The sequence below is a fragment of the Streptomyces graminilatus genome (assembly GCF_001418565.1).
Taxonomy (GTDB): domain Bacteria; phylum Actinomycetota; class Actinomycetes; order Streptomycetales; family Streptomycetaceae; genus Streptomyces; species Streptomyces graminilatus.
Genome location: NZ_LIQQ01000582.1, coordinates 1 through 2,648, shown reverse-complemented (window position 1 = coordinate 2,648; position 2,648 = coordinate 1). Strand labels below are relative to the sequence as shown.

Sequence of the window (2,648 nt, the reverse complement as noted above, 5' to 3'; positions counted from 1 at the left end):
GGCACTGTCACGTTGGCTGACCGGTGGGATGATCTTCGGGTTGATCAGCCTGGGAAGGGTCGTCCGTGGGGAGCGCGTCGCTGTCGTACAAGGGGCACCGGTACCCGGTCGAGGTCATCTCCCACTGTGTGTGGCTGTATCACCGCTTCCCGTTGTCGTTCCGCGAGGTCGAGGAGCTGATGTTCGAGCGCGGCGTGACCGTCTCCTATGAGTCGGTGCGGCGGTGGTGTGTGAAGTTCGCGCAGCGGTACGCGAGTGCACTGCGCCGCCGGCAGCCCCGGCCTGGGGACAAGTGGCACCTGGACGAGGTCTTCATCAAGATCAATGGAGAACAGAAGTACCTGTGGCGGGCCGTCGACCAGGACGGCAACGTGCTGGACATCCTGGTGCAGAACCGCCGGGACAAGGCCGCGGCCAGGCGTTTCTTCCGCCGCCTGATGAAGAAGACCGGTGCGGTGCCGCGGGTGATCGTCACCGACAAGCTCCGCTCCTACGGCGCCGCCCACCGCGAGGTCATGCCCTCCGTCGAGCACCGCTCCCACAAGGGCCTGAACAACCGGGCCGAGAACAGCCACCAGCCCACCAGACAGCGCGAACGGGCGATGAAAGGCTTCCGCTCCGCAGGCGGGGCCCAGCGGTTCCTGTCCGCGTTCAGCGGCATCTCACCCCACTTCCGACCCAGCCGCCACCTGATGCCCGCACACGACTACCGCGCCGAAATGACCGTCCGCTTCACCATCTGGGACCAGATCACCGGAGTCGCCGGCCTCGCCACCGCGGCCTGAGCACAGCCCGCAATCGGGCTGCACCACACCACGACGCACCATCAGACACCTACCCACCCAACAACGTGACAGCGCCGTTCGGCGAGCTGGGCCGGGTTTGCCTGGTCCGGGGTCAGGCTGGTGACGGCGTAGACGGTCTTCGTCTGAACCTTGCCGGTCTTGCGGTTGGTCCTGCGGTTGGTCCTGCGCCGTTTGATCTCGATGGCCTGGACGGCGTGGGGGAACAGCAGGCCGGGTTCGACGGTGCAGACCTTGAGCCGGCGGACTTCGCGGCGGCCGTGGCCGCCGGCGGTGGTGCGGTTCTGCAGGGGGATCTCGCGCCAGGGCAGCTTCTTGAGTTGCCTGCGGAGCTTCTTCTGGTTGCCCTTGACGACCAGCAGGTAGTGACCGCCGGCGGTGATGACGTGTTCGGCGTGGCCGCGCTGGGTGTGCATCGCGTCGGCCGTGACAACCACGCCGTGCAGGTCGATGCGCTCCAGCAGCGGGGCGAAAGCGGTGATTTCGTTGCTCTTCGCCTGGATCTGGCGCTGGGCGATGACGGTCTGCGAAGCGTGCAGGGCGGAAGCGAGGAGGTAGACGGCCTTGCTGTCGTCGGTTCGCGACCCGCGCACGGCTTTGCCGTCGATGGCGAGACCGGCCAGGGCGTCGCCCCTCTCGTCGATGGTTCGGTGGCGTAGCGAGCGAGCCACGCGCCCACGGCGTCGTCCAGGGCGTCACCGTCCAGGCGGGCCAGTAGCCGCCCCAGGGTGGTGGTGTTCGGTGTCGCGGAGGTGAGTCCGAGGCGTTCGCGCAGGTCGGCGTTGCTGTCGGCGGCGAAGCGGGCGACGGCGGTCACCGACTTGGCTCCGCCGAGGACGGCGACCGGGCACAGGGCGAGCAGGGAGCCGATCCGGTAGCGGCGGCCGCGGACCCGGCGTGGGTCGGGCACCTCGTCCAGCACCTCGGCCAGGGTGTGCAGGTCGGGGATGTCGGCAGGTGCGCATGGGAGGTCGACGTCCTCGCGGTGGCGCGCGAGGGAGTCGATCAGGGAAGACGGCACGCGAGCGCGACCCCTGTTCATGATCCTTGGCTTCGAGAACCTTGATCATCAGGGGGCGCGTTCGTCATTTCCACTCGGGCGTTTCGCGCGATGCGAGAGGATCTCTCCATGGCGACGTACGTACTGATCCATGGCGCGGCGGTCGATTCGTGGTACTGGGGCCCGCTGGCTGCCGAGTTGAGCGACCGGGGCCACGACGTGGTCGCACCGGACCTACCGTGCGATGACGAGTCGGCTGGGCTCGCGGAGTACACGGACACGGTGGTCAAGGCGATCGGCGAACGCACCGATCTCGTTGTCGTCGCCCACTCGTTCGGTGGTTTCACCGGGCCGCTGGTGTGCGATCGGGTGTCGGCGGACCTGCTCGTGATGCTCCAGGCCCAGGTCCCGACGCCGGGCGAATCACCGGGCCAATGGTGGGACAACACCGGTTACGGCCCGGCACGCGAGGAGGCCGATCGCCGGAGAGGCGTCATCAATGGCACGGAGGAAGACACGCTCTCCCTGGTGCTGCATGACACGCCGGCCGACCTGGCCGCCGAGTTCGTGGCCGAGCACCAGCGGAACCAGGCGCCGACCCCGTTCGGGAAGCCGTGGCCGCTCGATGCATGGCCCAACGTGCCGACCAGGTTCCTGCTGTCGTCCGACGACCGCTTCTTCCCGCCCGAGTTCATGCGGATGATGGTCGCCGAGCGCCTTGGTTCCCAACCGGACGAAATGCCCGGCGATCACTGCCCCATGCTCGGCCACCCGAAGGAACTGGCCGACCGCCTGGAGGCGTACCGTGCCGAGCTGTAATCGGCCGGCGCTGTCACGTTGTTGGG

General features: G+C 68.1%; 3 protein-coding genes and 1 pseudogene. 2 read left to right on the top strand and 2 right to left on the bottom strand.

Annotated elements, in window-relative coordinates; all coding sequences use genetic code 11:
- Window positions 1–65 precede the first annotated feature (65 nt).
- Window positions 66–785, top strand: a complete 720-nt coding sequence (locus AOK08_RS37165) for an IS6 family transposase (RefSeq protein WP_055534318.1) — start codon at window positions 66–68, stop codon at window positions 783–785.
- A 41-nt stretch (window positions 786–826) separates the two neighbouring features.
- On the opposite strand, the gene AOK08_RS37160 is transcribed toward AOK08_RS37165, so the two are convergent.
- Window positions 827–1,474, bottom strand: coding sequence for an ISAs1 family transposase (locus AOK08_RS37160; RefSeq protein ID WP_055534317.1), 648 nt, complete (start codon window positions 1,472–1,474; stop codon window positions 827–829).
- 53 nt (window positions 1,475–1,527) lie between these two features.
- Window positions 1,528–1,845: pseudogene (locus AOK08_RS49010) on the bottom strand (transposase family protein); the annotation flags it as partial.
- 87 nt (window positions 1,846–1,932) lie between these two features.
- On the opposite strand from AOK08_RS49010, the gene AOK08_RS37155 reads away from it, so the two are divergent.
- Complete coding sequence (locus AOK08_RS37155; RefSeq protein ID WP_055534316.1) at window positions 1,933–2,622, top strand: alpha/beta fold hydrolase; 690 nt, start codon at window positions 1,933–1,935, stop codon at window positions 2,620–2,622.
- The last annotated feature ends 26 nt before the right edge of the window (window positions 2,623–2,648 follow it).

Excerpts from the sequence above, each read along its gene's own strand:
- AOK08_RS37155 (WP_055534316.1), top strand. The coding sequence starts at position 1,933 with ATGGCGACGTACGTACTGATCCATGGCGCGGCGGTCGATTCGTGGTAC.